The 15,826-nt window shown below is 68.8% G+C and carries 19 protein-coding genes; 1 reads left to right on the top strand and 18 read right to left on the bottom strand.

Annotated features, from left to right (window positions below):
• Positions 1–3: 3 nt before the first annotated feature.
• From glmM to infA, 11 genes are all read right to left on the bottom strand, one after another.
• Positions 4–1,365, bottom strand: coding sequence for a phosphoglucosamine mutase (gene glmM / locus FFA01_RS04450; RefSeq protein WP_146853379.1), 1,362 nt, complete (start codon positions 1,363–1,365; stop codon positions 4–6).
• A gap of 26 nt (positions 1,366–1,391) precedes the next feature.
• Positions 1,392–1,877, bottom strand: coding sequence for a 30S ribosomal protein S9 (gene rpsI, locus FFA01_RS04445; RefSeq protein ID WP_146853377.1), 486 nt, complete (start codon positions 1,875–1,877; stop codon positions 1,392–1,394).
• Positions 1,878–1,909: 32 nt separating this feature from the next.
• Positions 1,910–2,356, bottom strand: a complete 447-nt coding sequence (gene rplM / locus FFA01_RS04440) for a 50S ribosomal protein L13 (protein WP_055799954.1) — start codon at positions 2,354–2,356, stop codon at positions 1,910–1,912.
• A 173-nt stretch (positions 2,357–2,529) separates the two neighbouring features.
• The gene (locus FFA01_RS04435; protein WP_307725041.1) at positions 2,530–3,432 is read right to left on the bottom strand and encodes a tRNA pseudouridine synthase A; all 903 of its coding nucleotides are present in this window, start codon (positions 3,430–3,432) and stop codon (positions 2,530–2,532) included.
• A gap of 90 nt (positions 3,433–3,522) precedes the next feature.
• The gene (locus FFA01_RS04430; RefSeq protein ID WP_146853375.1) at positions 3,523–6,225 is read right to left on the bottom strand and encodes an ExeM/NucH family extracellular endonuclease; all 2,703 of its coding nucleotides are present in this window, start codon (positions 6,223–6,225) and stop codon (positions 3,523–3,525) included.
• Positions 6,226–6,446: 221 nt separating this feature from the next.
• Positions 6,447–6,995 carry a 50S ribosomal protein L17 gene (rplQ, locus tag FFA01_RS04425; RefSeq protein ID WP_146853373.1) on the bottom strand — a complete coding sequence of 183 codons (549 nt, stop codon included), beginning with the start codon at positions 6,993–6,995 and terminating at the stop codon, positions 6,447–6,449.
• 51 nt (positions 6,996–7,046) lie between these two features.
• Entirely contained in the window at positions 7,047–8,039 is a 993-nt protein-coding gene (locus FFA01_RS04420; protein WP_055799947.1) for a DNA-directed RNA polymerase subunit alpha, read from the bottom strand.
• 191 nt (positions 8,040–8,230) lie between these two features.
• The gene (gene rpsK, locus FFA01_RS04415; RefSeq protein ID WP_055799944.1) at positions 8,231–8,629 is read right to left on the bottom strand and encodes a 30S ribosomal protein S11; all 399 of its coding nucleotides are present in this window, start codon (positions 8,627–8,629) and stop codon (positions 8,231–8,233) included.
• A 46-nt stretch (positions 8,630–8,675) separates the two neighbouring features.
• The gene (gene rpsM / locus FFA01_RS04410; RefSeq protein ID WP_055799939.1) at positions 8,676–9,050 is read right to left on the bottom strand and encodes a 30S ribosomal protein S13; all 375 of its coding nucleotides are present in this window, start codon (positions 9,048–9,050) and stop codon (positions 8,676–8,678) included.
• Between the two features lie 175 nt (positions 9,051–9,225).
• On the bottom strand, positions 9,226–9,342 hold the full coding sequence (gene rpmJ, locus FFA01_RS04405; protein WP_043593327.1) for a 50S ribosomal protein L36: 117 nt from the start codon (positions 9,340–9,342) through the stop codon (positions 9,226–9,228).
• A 68-nt stretch (positions 9,343–9,410) separates the two neighbouring features.
• Positions 9,411–9,632 (bottom strand): translation initiation factor IF-1, encoded by a 222-nt coding sequence (gene infA / locus FFA01_RS04400; RefSeq protein WP_055811571.1) that lies wholly within the window; start codon positions 9,630–9,632, stop codon positions 9,411–9,413.
• Positions 9,633–9,813: 181 nt separating this feature from the next.
• Between infA and FFA01_RS04395 the strand changes: the two genes are divergently transcribed.
• The gene (locus FFA01_RS04395) at positions 9,814–11,055 is read left to right on the top strand and encodes an LCP family protein (protein ID WP_146853371.1); all 1,242 of its coding nucleotides are present in this window, start codon (positions 9,814–9,816) and stop codon (positions 11,053–11,055) included.
• Here FFA01_RS04395 and map read toward each other — a convergent pair.
• The 7 genes from map to rplR all read right to left on the bottom strand — a co-directional run bounded on the left by map (position 11,052) and on the right by rplR (position 15,826).
• The gene (gene map / locus FFA01_RS04390) at positions 11,052–11,885 is read right to left on the bottom strand and encodes a type I methionyl aminopeptidase (protein ID WP_280178059.1); all 834 of its coding nucleotides are present in this window, start codon (positions 11,883–11,885) and stop codon (positions 11,052–11,054) included. The genes FFA01_RS04395 and map overlap by 4 nt on opposite strands.
• A 5-nt stretch (positions 11,886–11,890) precedes the next feature.
• Positions 11,891–12,514, bottom strand: coding sequence for an adenylate kinase (locus FFA01_RS04385; protein ID WP_146853369.1), 624 nt, complete (start codon positions 12,512–12,514; stop codon positions 11,891–11,893).
• Positions 12,511–13,833 carry a preprotein translocase subunit SecY gene (gene secY / locus FFA01_RS04380; RefSeq protein WP_146853367.1) on the bottom strand — a complete coding sequence of 441 codons (1,323 nt, stop codon included), beginning with the start codon at positions 13,831–13,833 and terminating at the stop codon, positions 12,511–12,513. The genes FFA01_RS04385 and secY overlap by 4 nt, the downstream gene beginning before the upstream one ends.
• Positions 13,834–13,900: 67 nt before the next feature.
• Positions 13,901–14,533, bottom strand: a complete 633-nt coding sequence (gene rplO, locus FFA01_RS04375; RefSeq protein WP_146853365.1) for a 50S ribosomal protein L15 — start codon at positions 14,531–14,533, stop codon at positions 13,901–13,903.
• A complete protein-coding gene (gene rpmD, locus FFA01_RS04370; RefSeq protein WP_043593338.1) occupies positions 14,533–14,718 on the bottom strand; it encodes a 50S ribosomal protein L30 in 186 nt (61 codons plus the stop codon). Before rpmD ends, rplO begins: the two co-directional genes overlap by 1 nt.
• On the bottom strand, positions 14,718–15,458 hold the full coding sequence (gene rpsE, locus FFA01_RS04365) for a 30S ribosomal protein S5 (protein WP_146853363.1): 741 nt from the start codon (positions 15,456–15,458) through the stop codon (positions 14,718–14,720). The genes rpmD and rpsE overlap by 1 nt, the downstream gene beginning before the upstream one ends.
• On the bottom strand, positions 15,455–15,826 hold the full coding sequence (gene rplR, locus FFA01_RS04360) for a 50S ribosomal protein L18 (protein ID WP_043593341.1): 372 nt from the start codon (positions 15,824–15,826) through the stop codon (positions 15,455–15,457). The genes rpsE and rplR overlap by 4 nt, the downstream gene beginning before the upstream one ends.

The following is a 15,826-nucleotide window of genomic DNA, read 5'->3' as shown; positions in this document are numbered from 1 at the left end:
GGGTCAGAGGGCCAGGCGCTCGCGCACGACGTCGGCGAGGGCGTGGGCGACGCGGTCGGCCGTCGACTGGTCGGCGGCCTCGACCATCACGCGGATGACGGGCTCGGTGCCCGACGGGCGCAGCAGGACGCGGCCGGTGTCGCCGAGCTCGGCCTCGAAGGCGGCCACGGCCTCGGCCACGCCCTCGTCGGCGGCGAGACGGTCGCGATCGACGCCCGTGACGTTGATGAGGATCTGCGGGAACACGGTCATGACGGAGGCGAGCTCGGCGAGGCTCCGGCCGGTCGCGGCCATCCGCGCCACCAGGGAGAGCCCGGTGAGGATGCCGTCGCCGGTGGTCGCGTAGTCGCTGAAGACGATGTGGCCCGACTGCTCGCCGCCGAGGCTGAAGCCGTGCTCGTTCATGTCCTCGAGCACGTAGCGGTCGCCGACCCGCGTCTGCCGGACGGTGATGCCGTGCTCGGCCATGGCCCGGATGAGTCCGAGGTTGCTCATGACGGTCGCGACCAGCGTGTCGGAGGCCAGGGCCCCGCGGTCCTTCTGGGCGACCGCCAGGATCGCCATGATCTGGTCGCCGTCGACGACCGCACCGCTCGCGTCGACCGCGAGGCAGCGGTCGGCGTCGCCGTCGTGCGCGATGCCGACGTCGGCGCCGTGCTCGAGCACGGCCCTGGCCAGGTTGTCGAGGTGCGTCGAGCCGACGCCGTCGTTGATGTTCACGCCGTCGGGGTCGGCCCCGATCAGCGTCACCTTCGCACCGGCGTCGACGAAGACCTCGGGCGAGACGCCGGCCGCCGCGCCGTGGGCGCAGTCGAGCACCACGTGGATGCCGTCGAGCCGGTTCGGCAGCGCGCCGAGCAGGTGCAGGACGTAGCGGTCCTCGGCGTCGGCGAACCGGCGGATCCGACCCACGTCGCCGCCGATGGGCATGAGCTGCGGGTCGGCCATGGCGGCCTCGATGCGGTCCTCGACCTCGTCGGGCAGCTTGGTGCCGCCGAAGGCGAAGAACTTGATGCCGTTGTCGGGCGCCGGATTGTGCGACGCGCTGATCATCACGCCGAAGTCGGCGCCGATGTCGTCGACGAGGAACGCCGCGGCGGGGGTCGGGATCACCCCGGCGTCGAGGACGTCGACGCCGGAGCTGGCCAGACCCGCGCACACGGCGGCGGTGAGGAACTCTCCCGAGATGCGGGGATCGCGTGCCACCACGGCGACGGGACGTCGCCCTTCGGCACGACGGGCATCGGCGTGATGCCCCTTGGTGAGCACCACCGCGCTCGCCTGGGCGAGGCCCAGAGCGAGCGCGGCGGTCAGCTCACGGTTGGCGAGGCCCCGAACACCGTCGGTACCGAAGAGACGCGACATCGCGAGACCTGCCGTGGGGAGCGCGTTTAGCGCTTCGAGAACTGCGAGGCCTTGCGGGCCTTCTTGAGACCGGCCTTCTTGCGCTCGATGACGCGGGCGTCACGAGTGAGGAAGCCGGCCTTCTTCAGGATGGCGCGGTTGTTCTCGCGGTCGATCTCGTTCAGCGAACGGGCGATGGCGAGGCGCAGCGCGCCGGCCTGACCCGAGGGGCCGCCACCGGTCACCTTGACGGTGACGTCGTAGGCGCCGAGCAGGTCGAGGACCTTGAACGGGTCGTTGATCAGCTGCTGGTGCAGCTTGTTCGGGAAGTACTCCTCGAGCGTGCGGCCGTTCACCACGAAGGTGCCCGAACCGGGGACGAGGCGAGCGCGCGCGATGGCCTCCTTGCGACGGCCGACGGCCGAGCCCGAGACGTTCAGAACGGCGCGGGGGGTCGCGGCGGCCTCGGTGGCCGTGCTCTCGGTGGTGAAGCTCTGGGGAGCCTGGTCGATGGAATCTGCGATCTGAGCCACTGTGTGGGAGTCCTTAAGTCTGAAGGCGGTCGCTACTGGGCGACCTGGTCGAGGGTGTAAACCGTGGGCTGCTGAGCAGCGTGGGGGTGCTCGGCACCCGCGTACACCTTCAGCTTCTTGATCTGGGCGCGGCCCAGCGAGTTCTTCGGCAGCATGCCGCGGATGGCCTTCTCGACCGCACGCGTGGGGTGCTTCTCGACCATCTCGGAGTACGTGGTGGCCGTGAGGCCGCCCGGGTAGCCCGAGTGACGGTAGTAGAGCTTCTCGGCCAGCTTGGAGCCGGTGAGGGCCACCTTGTCGGCGTTGATGACGATGACGAAGTCGCCCATGTCCATGTGGGGGGCGAAGGTCGGCTTGTGCTTGCCGCGCAGCAGTGCTGCCACGTGGCTGGCGAGACGGCCGAGCACGACGTCGTTGGCGTCGATGATCAGCCAGTTCGGCTGAACGTCAGCCGGCTTGGGGGAGAAAGTGCGCGTCACAGTAGTGCTGCTTTCTGGTCGAGGTGAGAGGTTCGTGAATCCCGCTCCGTAGCCGTTGTCACCGCAGATGCGAGGAGAACGAGTCAGGTGGAGGGCTCAACTTCGGGCGAAAGCGCGCAGTTGCGCAGACACCAAGGGGCAACGATACCCGACGCCCCCGCGGGCGTCAAACGTCACTCGTCGACCTGGGCCGCGGAGCGCTTGACCTGGGTGAGCGCGACCCGCGCGGCGACGGCCTCGTCGGGCGGGTAGCCGACCTCGACCATCGTGAGCCCGTGGGCCGGGACCACCCGGAACTCGCCGTTGCGCTCCGCCTCGCGACGGATCCCGACCGCACGATGCTCGGGCAGGGCCCCCTCCCCCACGGCCACGCAGGCGCCGACGAGGTTGCGGACGAGGTTGTGGCAGAAGGCGTCCGCCTGCACGGTCGCGACCAGCACGCCGTCGGCCTCGCGCCTCCAGCGGAACTCCTGCAGTTCGCGGATCGTCGTCGCGTAGTCGCGGTGCCGGCAGTACGCCGCCCAGTCGTGCAGGCCCAGCAGCCCCGCCGCCGTGGCGTTCATCAGGTCGAGGTCGAGCCTCTGGTCGTACCAGAGCGTGTGACCGCGCCGCGTGGGATCGCGCTCCGCACCCCGGTCGGCGATGCGGTACTCGTAGCGGCGCCAGAGGGCTCCGAACCGGGCGTGGAAACCGGGAGGCGCGACCCGGCCCCCCGAGACCACGATCTCGTCGGACGCGCCCGCCAGACCGTTCAGCCGACGGGCCAGCACGGTCGGGGCGTCGAGGGGCGATCGGTCGACCATGCCCCGATGGGGACGCTGCAGCTGAGCGATCTGCGCGTCGGTCAGGTCGAGGTGGACGACCTGGCCCCGCGCGTGCACTCCGGCGTCGGTGCGACCGGCGACCGTGACCGTCGGCACGTCGCCGAGTCGACGGAAGAGCGTGACGAGCGCCTGCTCGATCTCGCCCTGGACGGTGCGTCGACCGGGCTGATCGCTCCAGCCCGAGAAGCCCGTGCCGTCGTAGGCCACGTCGAGCCGGAGGCGCGTCAGGGCCTGGTCGTCGATCGTCGTCACCCTGGGATTCTACGAGAGACGGCGACAGGGCCCCGCGTCGTCGACGCGGGGCCCTGCTCGATCACGACCCGGATGCACCGGGTCGGACCGCTACCGCCAGCGCCAGCCGAAGAGGTTCCTGAACCAGTCGATGACGGCCGTGACGATCGCGGTGACGATCTGACCCAGGGTGGGCGCGCCTCCTCCATGTCCCGGCTGCTCGGGCTCACCGGGACCGCCCGGCTCGCCCGGCTCCGTCTCGGACACGAGCTCGAGACCGACGACCACGGGGTCGTGGTCGCTCGAGCGGTAGGGGCCGTCGGCGTAGAGCTGCTTCGCGTTGTAGTCGTAGCGGCTGTACTCGAGACCGACCGACTCGCCCGCGTTGATGTTCCACAGGTCGACCCCGGTGACCGCCTCCGCGGCCGCGGGGCTGGCGAGCACGTGGTCGAGCGATCCGCTCAGCCCTCCGAAGACGTAGCTGTACTCGTCGGTCTCGGTCGAGCCGAGATCGGTGTACCCGGCCTCGCGCAGCACCTCGATCGGGTCCTCCTGCGAGTAGGCGTTGAAGTCGCCGATCAGGAACGCCTTGTCGGTGTCGGCGTCGGCCTGGACCTCCGTCGAGAAGGCGGCCAGCGCCTCCGCCTGGTTGACCCGCGACGCGTTCGACGCGCCCTGGCCGTCGCCCGTGTCGGCGTCGACGCCGGTGCCGCTGCCCTTCGACTTGAAGTGGTTCGCGATGACGACGAAGTCGGCGTCGTCGGCGTCGGACGCCGCGACCGGGGCGAACGTCTGCGCCAGGGGCTGGCGCGCGTTGCTGAACGCCGGGGCGTCGGTCAGGATGCGCGACTCGCCGACCGTCCGGGTCGTCGCCTTCTTGTAGATGAAGGCGAGGCGGATGACGTCCTCGTTCGCGGGCAGGGTCGCGGGCGACGGCACGTACGCCCACTCGTCGGCGCCGAGGTCCGCGTTCAGCGCGTCGACCAGGGTCGACACGGCCGCGTCGCGGTCCTGTCCGAACCGGGCGGAGTTCTCGATCTCCTCGAGCGAGACGACGTCGGCGTCGAGGCCGTTGACGGCCGCCACGATCTTCGCCTGCTGCCGCTCGAAGCTGGCCTGGTTCGCCGCGCCGCGGGCGTCGCAGCCGCCCTGGACGGTCACGGGCTCGCCGAAGCGGTCCGTGTAGTACGTGCAGCCGGAGAGCTGGTCGCCCGTGGTCGGGAAGTAGTTCAGCACGTTGAAGCCGGCCAGACGCAGGTCGCCTCCGACGTCGTCCGGGGCGGCCTCGCGGATGTCCTCGAACGAGACGGGCAGGCCGGCGGCGGGAGTGTCGCCGGTCACGCGCTCGGTCGGCTGGAGCTTCCACGACGAGTTGCGGTAGTCGAGGACGAGGGGCGCGTCGAACGTGACGGGCGCGCCGACCGTGACCGGCGCCTCCGTCGACAGGTACGGCACGGGGATCGACTGGTTCGCCGCCGTGAAGAAGTTCACCGTCGAGCCGTCGTCGAGCACGACGCGACGGGCCGCGTTGTCGGCCACCTGCTCGGCGTAGCCGACGCTGCCCGGGCGGGCGACCTCGGTCGGCTGCAGGAGGGGCGCGCCTCCCGAGGCGAGCACGACCTCGCCGTACTGGTTGGTCGTGTAGACGTCGCTGACGGTGAAGTCTCCCTGCGGAGCGAGCAGCATGCTCTCGAGCACCTCGCGCTCGGCGTCCGTCTCGGGGAAGCCCACGGTCGCGGGCAGCGGCGCCGTCACGGTGCCGGCGTCGAGCATCGTGAGGTCGGCGGTCGACGAGACGGTCAGCTCGGTCAGGCCGAAGTACTCGGTGGCCTCGCCCGTCGCCTCGACGTAGTCGCCGATCGACACCGAGGAGGCGGTGGCCGACGAGAACACGAAGACCGCGTCCGATGCGGCGTGCGTCCCCAGGTCGATCGCACCACCCGTGCCGGGCGTCTGGATCACGTAGCCGTTCAGGCCGCCCGTCGGGTAGGCCGCGGTCACGACGCCGCGGGTGGTGACGCGCTGCCCGGCGAAGGGGCTGGCCGCCCCGGTGCCCTGGAGCTCGGCGATGGTCACCTCGGTGGCCGGAGCGGGCTCGGTCGGCTCCCCCGGCTCCTCCGGATCCGTCGGGACGTCGCCGCCGCCGGTCGAGTTGACCGGAGTGACGTCGCTCGAGACGGTGAAGTCGGCCGCGTTGACGTCCGTGTCGACGTGGCCCGTCCGCACCAGCGAGTTGGGGACGGCGTTGCCACCCGACGTCGCGGCGACCGCCGTCTCGTAGGTGTTCGAGGTCCCGTAGCCGAGCAGGTCGACGACGCCGTCGACGCCCACCGAGGAGGCGCCGGTCGGCAGGGTCACGGCCGTCGCCTGGTCGGCGAGCACGAGGGTGCCGGTCGTCCCGCTCGGGTTGAGACCCAGGGTCGCGTCCGGCGTGGGCAGCGCCTCGCCCGTGGTGCCGTTGCTGCTCAGCTGCACGAGGAAGCTCCCACCCGCGGGCACGGTGCCGGCCAGGGCCCCGACGCTCGAGACGGTCGTCGCCGTGCCCGCACGGTACTGCAGCGACCAGCCGGCCAGCGAGACGGCGGCGCTCGTCGGGTTGTGCAGCTCGACGAACTTGTTCGCGAACGGGGCGTTGGCGCTGCCGCCCTTGAGGTAGGCCTCGTCGATGACGAGGCCGCCGACGGCCGACGTCGACGTCGACTCCTCGGTCGTCGCGGCGCCGGCGGAGAGCGGGACCAGAGGGGTGATCAGGAGAGCGAGACCCGTCGCGACGGCGACGTTTCTCCTCAGGGAGGGACGGGTGCGACGAGGCATGGGTTCCTTCGGTGGAGGAGGGGGACGCCCCGACTGTAGGAGTCTTGGGATCCTCACAGGTTTCCGCCGTGTGACACCGAGGTGAACACCCCCCGAGTGGGGTACATGGCGTCCCCGTGCTCAGGGGGACCGACCGCCCCTGAGGCGCCCTGGCCGCGTCGGCGACGACGAAGGGCCCCGCTGCACGGTGTGCGGCGGGGCCCTTCGGGGAGGGAACGGGATTACTTGGCGTCGTCCGACTTCTCGGCGGCGTCGGTCTCGACCTCGTCGGCGGCAGCCGTCTCGGTCTCGGTCTCGACGGGAGCCGACTCCTCGGTGGTCTCGGTCTCCTCGACCGGGGCCTCCTCGACCGGAGCGGCGGCGGCCGGAGCGGCCTTCGTGCTCGAGGTAGACTTCACCTTGGGGCTGACGGGCTCGAGGACGAGCTCGATGGAGACCATCGACGCGTTGTCGCCCTTGCGGAAGCCGAGCTTCGTGATGCGGGTGTAGCCGCCCTCACGGTTCTCGACCAGCGGAGCGATCTCGGTGAAGAGGATGTGCGCGGCGTCCTTGTTGTTGCGGAGCGTCTGCATGGCACGACGACGCGAGTGCAGGTCACCGCGCTTCGCGAAGGTGACCAGACGCTCGGCGACGGGACGGAGGCGCTTGGCCTTGGTCTCGGTCGTCTTGATGCTCTTGTGCTCGAAGAGCGATGCGGCGAGGTTCGCGAGCATCAGACGCTCGTGAGCCGGACCGCCTCCGAGACGGGGACCCTTGGTGGGCTTGGGCATGAGTGATGTTTCCTAGCTGTCGAAGATGATCAGGGCGTCGGGGGACGAGACCTAGTTGGTCTCTTCCTCGTCGTAGCCGCTGTAGAAGTGGGCTCCGTCGAACCCGGGGACCGTGTCTTTCAGCGAGAGACCGAGCTCGACCAGCTTGTCTTTCACCTCGTCGACCGACTTCTGACCGAAGTTGCGGATGTTCATGAGCTGCGTCTCGGACAGGGCGACGAGCTCGGACACCGTGTTGATGCCCTCGCGCTTGAGGCAGTTGTAGCTGCGCACCGACAGGTCGAGGTCCTCGATCGGGGTCTGCAGCTCGCTCGAGAGCACGGCGTCGACCGGCGCGGGGCCGATCTCGATGCCCTCGGCGGCCGTGTTCAGCTCGCGAGCCAGACCGAACAGCTCGGTCAGCGTGCGACCGGCCGACGCGATGGCGTCGCGCGGCGAGATCGCCGGCTTCGTCTCGACGTCGACGACCAGGCGGTCGAAGTCGGTGCGCTCACCGGCACGAGTCGCCTCGACGCGGTAGGTCACCTTCAGCACGGGCGAGTAGATCGAGTCGATCGGGATCTGACCGGCCTCGCTGAACTCGCTGCGGTTCTGGACGGCCGAGACGTAGCCGCGGCCGCGCTCGATGGTCAGCTCGAGCTCGAACTTGGCCTTGTCGTTCAGCGTCGCGATGACGAGCTCGGGGTTGTGGATCTCGACACCGGCCGGAGCCGAGATGTCGGCGGCCGTCACCTGACCGGCGCCCTGCTTGCGCAGGTAGGCCGTGATGGGCTCGTCGTGCTCGCTCGAGACGACGAGCTGCTTGATGTTGAGGATGACCTCGGTGACATCTTCTTTGACACCGGGAACGGTCGTGAACTCGTGCAGCACACCGTCGATGCGGATGCTGGTGACAGCGGCTCCGGGGATCGACGACAGAAGGGTGCGGCGCAGCGAGTTGCCGAGGGTGTAACCGAAGCCGGGTTCGAGCGGCTCGATCACGAATCGGGAGCGGAACTCCGAGATGTTCTCCTCGGTGAGGGTGGGGCGCTGTGCAATGAGCACTGTGGATTCCTTTCGGCGAAGAGTCCGCTATATGACTCTTGGCGGTACGACAGGTGGCTGGCCCGTCGGGTCTGTTGAGTTGTGGTGCCCCTGCCGGTGGAGCAGGAGGCGGTGCGAACGCGGTGTAGCCCGCCGCGCCTCCTCGGCCCGGTGTCGACCGGGAGAGGAGAGCGCGACGGGCGGTAACTCAGTTAGACGCGACGACGCTTCGGCGGGCGGCAGCCGTTGTGCGCCTGGGGGGTGACGTCGTTGATCGAACCCACCTCGAGGCCGGCGGCCTGGAGCGAGCGGATCGCCGTCTCGCGACCGGAACCCGGACCCTTGACGAACACGTCGACCTTCTTCACACCGTGCTCCTGCGCCTGACGAGCGGCCGACTCGGCAGCGAGCTGCGCGGCGAAGGGCGTCGACTTGCGCGAGCCCTTGAAGCCGACGGCGCCGGACGAAGCCCAGCTCAGCACGGCACCCGAGGGGTCGGTGATCGAAACGATGGTGTTGTTGAACGTGCTCTTGATGTGGGCCTGACCCACGGCGACGTTCTTCTTCTCTTTGCGGCGGGGCTTACGCGCGGCCGACTTCGGTGCTGCCAATTTTTTCTCCTACAACCTAGATGGCGAGTACGGCGGGCGCCGTGGCCTATCGAGCCTTCTTCTTGCCGGCGACGGTGCGCTTCGGGCCCTTGCGGGTACGAGCGTTCGTCTTGGTGCGCTGTCCACGGACAGGCAGGCCACGGCGGTGGCGGATGCCCTCGTAGCTGCCGATCTCGACCTTGCGGCGGATGTCGGCTGCCACCTCGCGGCGGAGGTCGCCCTCCACCTTGAAGTTGCCTTCGATGTGGTCGCGGAGGAGGACGAGCTGGTCGTCCGTGAGGTCCTTGACGCGGATGTTGCCGTCGATCTCGGTGTCGGCGAGAGTCTGGAGCGCACGGGTGCGGCCGACTCCGTAGATGTAGGTCAGTGCGACTTCCACGCGCTTGTCGCGCGGGATGTCAACGCCTGCTAGACGTGCCATGGTGGCTTCTCCTCAGAGAGTGGTGGAGGTCTGTCACAACACCGGTGCCCGGGCCTCCGACCCGGGGTGTCCCCCCGGACGCCGGGGCGTCGGGGTTCTGGTGCTGCTTTGTCTGTATCGCTGTTGGCCGGACGGACCGGCCGGCATCTTCAGGTCGCTCGAGGCGACCCGAGAACTAGCCCTGACGCTGCTTGTGGCGGGGGTTGCTCTTGCAGATGACCATGACGTTGCCCTTGCGGCGGATCACCTTGCAGTGCTCGCAGATGGGCTTGACGCTGGGATTGACCTTCATTGCTGATTCCTTGATCTCGCTGGCTTCGTGCCCCACGGGTGCGCGGGGCCGTTCCTTTCCAGCACGCCCTACTTGTAGCGGTAGACGATCCGGCCGCGGGTCAGGTCATAGGGCGAGAGTTCGACGATCACGCGGTCCTCGGGAAGAATGCGGATGTAGTGCTGACGCATCTTTCCGGAGATGTGGGCGAGAACTCTGTGTCCGTTGGTCAGCTCAACGCGGAACATAGCGTTGGGCAGAGCCTCGACCACTGCGCCTTCGATTTCGATGACACCGTCTTTTTTGGCCATAGCCTCACTGTCGCTCAGAATTGGGAGTGTTGGTCGTGCGGGGATGCGGTGTCCTCGGGCATGCAGAAACAAGCACGAGACACCAAAGATCGATCTTATGTGATGCCGCTATAGTTCAGCAACCTGCGTTGTCGATGCGACACGCCGATTCCGACGACAGATCGCCGAACAGGGAGCCCGCATGCCCGGTCGAACCACCCCGCCGAGCCCACGGGGCGTCGCGCGACACGGCAGACTGCGTCGTCGCGGACCCGTCCGGACCCTGCTCGCGCTCGTCGCCGGCACCCTGGCCGTGCTGATGGTGAGCGGCGTGTCGATCGCGGCCATCGCGGTCCGCTCGGCCACCTACGGGGTGTCGACGGTCGTGCTCGGCAACGAGGACGCCGTGAAGGACATCAAGATCTCCGAGATCAAGGGCGGCGCGAACATCCTCCTGGTCGGCACCGACGAGCGCGTCTCGGGCAGCCAGGTCGACGCCGGCGTCTCCGACGGATCGCGGAACGACGTGACGATCCTCGTCCACCTGTCCGAGGACCACACCCAGCTCAGCGCCGTCAGCTTCCCCCGCGACCTCATGGTCGCCGTCCCCGAGTGCACCGGACCCGACGGCACCTACTACCCGGCCGAGACGCGTGTGCAGTTCAACACGACCCTCGGCCGTGGCGGCCTCTCGTGCACGGTCTCGACCGTCGAGTCGATCACCGGGCTGTCGATCCCCTACGCCACGTCGATCACATTCGACGGCGTGATGGAGATGTCGAACGCCCTCGGCGGCGTGGACGTCTGCGTCGCCCAGCGGATCACCGACACCGACAGCGGTCTCGACCTCTCCGCGGGCACGCACTCCCTCCAGGGCGTCGACGCGCTCGCGTTCCTCCGGACGCGCCACGGCGTGGGCGACGGCAGCGACCTCGCCCGCATCAGCTCGCAGCAGGTCTTCCTGTCGGCGATGATGCGCCAGATCCTGTCGGGTGGCACCCTCTCGAATCCGGCGACCCTCTACAAGCTGGCCTCGGCGGCGCTCAGCAACATGGCTCTGTCGTCGACGCTCAACTCCCCCGACACCCTGGTGCAGCTCGCGTACGCCGCCCGGAACCTGAGCCCGGCCGACATCGTCTTCGTGCAGTACCCGGTCGTCGACGATCCGTACGACTCGAACCGCGTGGTGGCCGCCGATGCGGACGCGGCGACGCTGAACGCGGCCCTGGCGGACGACACCAAGTTCACGGTGGGCGACGAGAGCACGGGACGCGGGTCGGTGGCCGACTCGTCCGCAGCGGCGCCCGCCACCGGCGAACCGGCCGCTCCTGCCACGGCGTCCGGCGCGACGGGTACGGCGACCGAGGCGCCGGTCACGACGCTCCCCTCCACCATCAGCGGTCAGACGGCCGCTGAGGCGACCTGCTCCGTCGGCAACGGCTAGGGGACGGGGACGGGACGCACGCCCAGGGCGGCGAGACCGGCCGCACCGCCGTCGTGGGCGGTGAGCACCCAGATGCCGTCGTCGTGCACGGCCACGGAGTGCTCCCAGTGGCTGGCGTCGGAGGCGTCGGTGGTGGCGACCGTCCAGTCGTCCGACCCGGTCACGGTGTCGATCGTCCCCAGGGTGATCATGGGCTCGATGGCGACGACGAGGCCGGGCTTCACGACGGGGCTGCGGCCCGAGACGCGGTAATTGAAGACGGGAGGATCCTCGTGCATCGAGCGGCCGATGCCGTGGCCGGTGTAGTCCTCGATGATCCCGAACGCGCCCTGGGCCTCGACGTAGTCCTCGATGGCGCCGCCGACCTCGTCGAGCCGTCGGGCGCCGGCCAGCGCGGCGATCCCGTGCCACAGAGCCTGTTCGGTGACGTCGTTCAGTCGACGGCGTTCGGCCACCAGCTCGGGCCGGTCGGGGTCGTCGAGGACGAAGGTCCGGGCGCTGTCGCCGTTCCATCCCGCGACCTCGGCACCGCTGTCGATCGACACGATGTCGCCGGGTCGCAGGATCCGGGCGCCGGGGATGCCGTGCACGACCTCGTCGTTGACCGAGGAGCAGATCGTGTTGCGGTAGCCGGGCACGAGCATGAAGTTGGGGATGCCGCCGCCCTCACGGATGGCCGTTTCGGCGACGACGTCGAGTTCACCGGTCGTCACACCCGGGCGGAGAGCAGCCTCGACCGCGTCGAGCGACGAGGCCGTGAGCACACCGGGCCGGACCATGAGTCGCATCTCGTCCCGGCTCTTGTAGATGCCGGGCTTCCGCAGACCCACGAGCGTCAGGAAGCCGACGCGGTCGGCCGGAACCCGCGGGCGCCGAGCGCCGAGTCGATGCGACCGGCGACCTCGTCGATGCCACCGAGTCCGTCGACCTCGAGCAGGAGCCCCCGCTCGCGGTAGGTCTCGATGAGCGGAGCGGTCTCGCGGAGGTAGACGTCCTGACGGTGTCGGATGGCGTCCTCGGTGTCGTCGGACCGCCCCTGCTCCGCGGCGCGCTTGCGCAGGCGCTCGACGATCTCGTCGCGATCGGCGACCAGCTGCACGACCCCGTTGAGGCTCTGACCCTGCTCGGACAGATGCGCGTCGAGGAACTCGACCTGCTGCATCGTACGGGGGTACCCGTCGAGGAGGAACCCGTCGGCCGCGTCGGGCTGGGCGAGCCGGTCGGAGATGAGCTCGTTGGTCAGGGAGTCCGGGACGTAGTCGCCGGCATCGAGGATCGCCTTGACCTTGAGGCCGAGCTCCGTCTCGTTCTTGACGTTCGCCCGGAAGATGTCGCCGGTCGAGATCGCGGGGATCCCGAACGTCTCGGCGATGGCCGTCGCCTGCGTGCCCTTGCCCGCCCCGGGAGGACCGACGATCAGGAGGCGCGGGCTGACGTGACCTTCGACACCGGTGGTCATCGGAGGAGCCCTTCGTAGTGGCGCTGCTGCAGCTGCGAGTCGATCTGCTTCACGGTCTCGAGGCCGACACCGACGATGATGAGGATGCTCGCACCGCCGAACGGGAAGTTCTGGTTGGCACCCACCGTGGCGAGGGCGATCAGCGGGATGAGGGCCACGATTCCGAGGTAGAGCGAGCCCGGCAACGTGACACGGGTCAGGACGTAGTCGAGGTACTCGGCCGTGGGGCGACCGGCCCGGATGCCGGGGATGAAGCCGCCGTACTTCTTCATGTTGTCGGCGACCTCCTCGGGGTTGAAGGTGATCGCGACGTAGAAGTAGGTGAATCCGACGATGAGCGCGAAGTACACCAGCATGTAGAGCGGGTTGTCTCCCGAGGTGAGGTTCGCCTGAACCCAGCTGACCCACGCGGGCGGAGCCGTCCCGTCGGCGGGCTGGTTGAACTGAGCGACCAGAGCCGGGAGATAGAGCAGCGACGAGGCGAAGATGACGGGCACGACGCCGGCCATGTTGACCTTGATCGGGATGTACGTGTTGTTGCCGCCGTACGTCCGACGTCCGACCATGCGCTTGGCGTACTGGACCGGGACCCGCCGTTGCGACTGCTCGACGAACACGACGGCCGCCATGATGACGAGACCGACGGCGATGACCATGAGGAAGATCTCGAAGCTGCGCGCCTGAGCGATGCTCCAGAGAGCCGTGGGGAAGCGAGCCGCGATCGACGTGAAGATGAGGAGCGACATGCCGTTGCCGATGCCGCGCTCGGTGATGAGCTCGCCCATCCACATGATGAGGCCGGTGCCGGCGGTCATCGTGATGACCATGAGCATGACGGCGTACCAGGCGTCGTTCGTGATGAGTTGGCTGCACTCCGCCGCGCCGGATCCGCTGAACAGAGCGCCGGAACGGGCGACCGTGATCAGGGTGGTCGACTGCAGGATGCCGAGGGCGATCGTGAGGTAACGCGTGTACTGGGTCAGCTTGGCCTGACCGGACTGGCCCTCTTTGTACAGGGTGTCGAAGTGCGGGATGACCACACGAAGCAGCTGCACGATGATCGACGACGTGATGTAGGGCATGATGCCCAGCGCGAAGACCGAGAGCTGGAGGAGCGCGCCGCCGCTGAAGAGGTTGACGAGCTCGTAGAGGCCCGAGGTCCCCTGGTTGCCGGCGAGGCAGAGTTGGACGTTCTGGTAGTCGACGAACGGCGCAGGGATGAACGAGCCCAACCGGAAGAGCGCGATGATGCCGAGCGTGAACCCGATCTTGCGACGAAGGTCGGGGGTGCGCATGATTCGCGCGACAGCTCTGAACACGTGGTGCCTCCCGGTACGAGGATAGACGACTGATGGGGGTGGCCCTCTCGGGCCACCCCCTCAGGGATTACTTGGTGACGGACCCGCCGGCGGCGACGATCTTGTCTTCGGCGGAGCCGGAGACCTTGTCGACCGCGACGGTCAGCTTGACGCTGAGGTCGCCCTGTCCGAGGACCTTGACCTTCTCGTTCTTGCGGACGGCACCCTTCGCGACGAGGTCGCTCACGGTGACGTCACCGCCCTGCGGGTACAGCTCGCCGAGCTTCTCGAGGTTGACGACCTGGTACTCGACGCGGAACGGGTTCTTGAACCCGCGCAGCTTCGGCGTACGCATGTGGAGCGGCATCTGGCCACCCTCGAAGCCGACCTTGACCTGGTACCGGGCCTTCTGACCCTTGGTGCCACGTCCGGCGGTCTTACCCTTCGAACCCTCACCGCGTCCCACGCGGGTCTTCGCCGTCTTGGCACCGGGAGCCGGGCGAAGGTGGTGCACCTTGAGCACCTGGGGACGGGCGACGTCGTCGGACGACTTCGCGGTGGGAGCGGCCTTGGTGGTCGAACCCGTCGAAGCGGCAGCCTTGTCGGCGGCCGGCTTCTTGGCAGCCGCCTTGGGGGCAGCGGCCTTGGTGGTCGTCGCCTTGGTGGCGGCGGCCTTCTTCGGAGCGGCCTTCTCGGCCGTCTCCTTCTTCTCGTCAGCCATTAGTCAATCTCCTCGACCTTCACGAGGTGAGCGACCGTGTTGACGTAGCCGCGGTTCTGCTTGGTGTCCTCACGAACGACCGACTGGCCGATTCGCTTGAGGCCCAGGCTCCGCAGCGTGTCACGCTGGTTCTGCTTCTCGCTGATTACGGACTTGATCTGGGTCACCTTGAGGTTGGCGGCCATCAGGCACCTGCCTTCTCGGTTGCGGCGGTACGCGCTGCCTGCTCTGCACGGACCATGAAGGCCGGCATGACAGCGTCGATGTCGAGTCCACGACGGGCGGCGACGGCTCGCGGCTCTTCGAGCTGCTTGAGCGCCTCGACGGTCGCGTGGACGATGTTGATCGTGTTCGACGAACCGAGCGACTTGCTCAGGACGTCGTGCACTCCGGCGCACTCGAGGACGGCGCGGACGGGACCACCCGCGATGACACCGGTACCGGCCGAGGCCGGACGCAGCATCACGACGCCGGCAGCGGCTTCGCCCTGCACGGGGTGCGGGATGGTGTTGCCGATGCGGGGGACGCGGAAGAAGTTCTTCTTGGCCTCTTCGACGCCCTTGCTGATCGCGGTCGGGACCTCGCGGGCCTTGCCGTAGCCGACGCCGACGAGTCCGTTGCCGTCTCCGACGACGACGAGCGCGGTGAAGCTGAAGCGACGACCGCCCTTGACGACCTTAGACACGCGGTTGATGGTGACGACGCGCTCCAGGAACTGGCTCTTGTCGTCACGGTCACCGCGGCCACGGCCGCCCTGGTTGCGGTCTCCGCGACCCTGGCCGCCACGGCGGTCGGTGCGACCACCCTCGCGGTTGTTGGACTCGGAGCCTGCAGCCGTCTCGACGGGACGCTCGACGACGGCCTCGGCCGGAGCCTTGGTCGCCTCGGGCTCTGCGGGGGGTGTGGTGTTCGTAGCGTCGCTCACAGGTTCAAACCAGCCTCTCGGGCGCCTTCGGCGATGGCCGCGACGCGTCCGGCGTACTTGTTGCCGCCGCGATCGAACACGACGGCCTCGATGCCCGCGGCCTTCGCGCGCTCGGCGACGAGCTCGCCGACCTTGCGGGACTTCGCGGTCTTGTCACCGTCGAACGTGCGCAGGTCGGCCTCGAGGGTCGATGCGCTGGCGACGGTGAAGCCCTTGCTGTCGTCGACGACCTGCACGAAGACGTGACGGGCCGAACGGGTGACGACGAGACGGGGGCGCTCTTCGGTGCCCACGACCTTCTTGCGCAGGCGGGTGTGACGGCGCTTGGTGGCGGCCGACTTGCTCTTTCCTCGTGTACCGAGACCCAT

Origin of the sequence: Frigoribacterium faeni (assembly GCF_007988805.1) — a bacterium.
In the GTDB taxonomy this organism is placed as follows: Bacteria; Actinomycetota; Actinomycetes; order Actinomycetales; family Microbacteriaceae; genus Frigoribacterium; species Frigoribacterium faeni.
The sequence above is the reverse complement of the archived record's forward strand: the minus strand, read 5'-3'. Positions and strand labels throughout refer to the sequence as shown.